3 protein-coding genes are annotated in these 1,685 nt (G+C 41.6%); all 3 read right to left on the reverse strand.

Going from position 1 to position 1,685, the window contains the following annotated elements; translation table 11 throughout:
- Positions 1–415, reverse strand: a 415-nt coding sequence (locus BM322_RS13275; RefSeq protein ID WP_143102245.1) for an RHS repeat domain-containing protein, incomplete at its 3' end; no start/stop codon positions are given.
- A gap of 283 nt (positions 416–698) precedes the next feature.
- On the reverse strand, positions 699–1,019 hold the full coding sequence (locus BM322_RS13280) for a hypothetical protein (RefSeq protein WP_075431224.1): 321 nt from the start codon (positions 1,017–1,019) through the stop codon (positions 699–701).
- 29 nt (positions 1,020–1,048) lie between these two features.
- Positions 1,049–1,685, reverse strand: a 637-nt coding sequence (locus tag BM322_RS13835; RefSeq protein WP_177220917.1) for an RHS repeat-associated core domain-containing protein, incomplete at its 5' end; no start/stop codon positions are given.

The following is a 1,685-nucleotide window of genomic DNA, read 5'->3' on the forward strand; positions in this document are numbered from 1 at the left end:
TGGTGAGCAGCAGGCCGTCTTTGTCGTAGGTGTAGCGGTAGTCCATGCCACCAGCGATGGCCGCTATAAGCTGGCCGTTTGGCGCATATTCATAGTTGTTGCGCAGATCGCCTGCCTTGCGCTCGACGAGACTGCCGTAAACGTTCCACTGGTACTCATTCGTTATACCATTGCGGTCTTGGAATTTGATTAGTTTACCATCGGCGGTGTAGTGATACTGCTCCTGACTGCCGTCGGGGTAGGTTATGGCTTTCAGCTGGTTGTTGTCATCGTATGCATAGCTGCGTTTATTGCCGTTGCCATCAACGATGCCTGTGACATTGCCCTGGGCATCGTAGTGATAGGCCTGGCTTGCGCCTCCCTTGGTTTCGATATGCGTTTGCCAGCCTGCGGTGGTGTAGACGTAGCTTGCCATCAGTACCGATGACTGCCGTCAGGCTGCCAGCGCTGTCGTATTGATAGCGATAGGACAGTGCCTGCGGCAGCTGCCACTCGGTTAAGACCATCTTGGGCATTTTCCTTATAATATTAATCTTTGCGGAATAAGCAAAAATCTTTTCCTCGATGATATTGTTATGAATATCATAAATCCAATGCCGCACGCTGTACTGATTTCTAAAGAAAAGCTGTGTACCAAAGATATTTTCCCTTGTACACAGCCGCTCAAACATCAACTCATTTTATAAAAAAAACAGAGCTTAATCATTCATAAAATAGCTATATGCGCTTTCCTCAATTTCTCCACATTCGTTTAATAAATTCCCCTCTTCATCATACAATTTATATGTAACTTGTTTATTCCCCAACGAACACGCACCATCCAAGCCTAACAACAAAGTATAATAACTCTCTTTCAGCACTGTATCGACCAAATTAAATAAATCATCCTTACTCGCACCTGTTTGAACTAACTTTTTTATTATATCACCAACTTCAGATTTAGATTTGTCATCAAAATATTCTTCTAAAATCATTCTCTTTTCTTCCTTGCAAAGCTTTACAAATTCCTCTCCTGTCATAATTTACCACCTCAGCATTTTCTTTATATTCATTTTCTCATCTCAGGGTATTTTAGTTTATTCATATTTATTAATTCTCTTAATTTATCATTTGGTATATCAGGGTATACTCTACGCAGCTCTTTAATATCACGAGCCAATAATTGTCTAGCAGAAGATATTCCTTTTGTACTTCTATCCAGTACACCTTTATCTGCTTTTTTTATAGTATGTCCCAATTTAGGAACATTGATTGCAGGTGCAGTTTTAAAATCATAGTTCTTTACCAATCTTTTCATTAGTGCCTTCTGCCCTACATGATGAGCATCCAATCCAGGAACGCCCTTTATTTTGTTATATTCTCCAACTTGATATAACGCTTTTTTACTTGGGCAATCATTATATCCACTCGGATCATAATAATCCACTGGATTATTTACACAGTAGACATAGAGATTCAGTCCATCTCCGTGATACTCGTCTTCCTGCGTGAATCGGGCGATGGTGGGGTTGTAGAACCTTGCGCGCAGGTAGTATTGCTGGGTTATTGAGTCTAGCTGCTGGCCTGTGTATTGGTAGCGGTTCGGAATCAGTTCTTCCGATTCTATTGTATTACCAAACGCGTCGTAGGTGTAGCGATTCTTTACATCGCCTTGCTCATCTGTGATGAATACGGTACTTCCCTGT

This window comes from Selenomonas sp. GACV-9, assembly GCA_900116485.1.
Lineage (GTDB): Bacteria > Bacillota > Negativicutes > Selenomonadales > Selenomonadaceae > Selenomonas_A > Selenomonas_A ruminantium_G.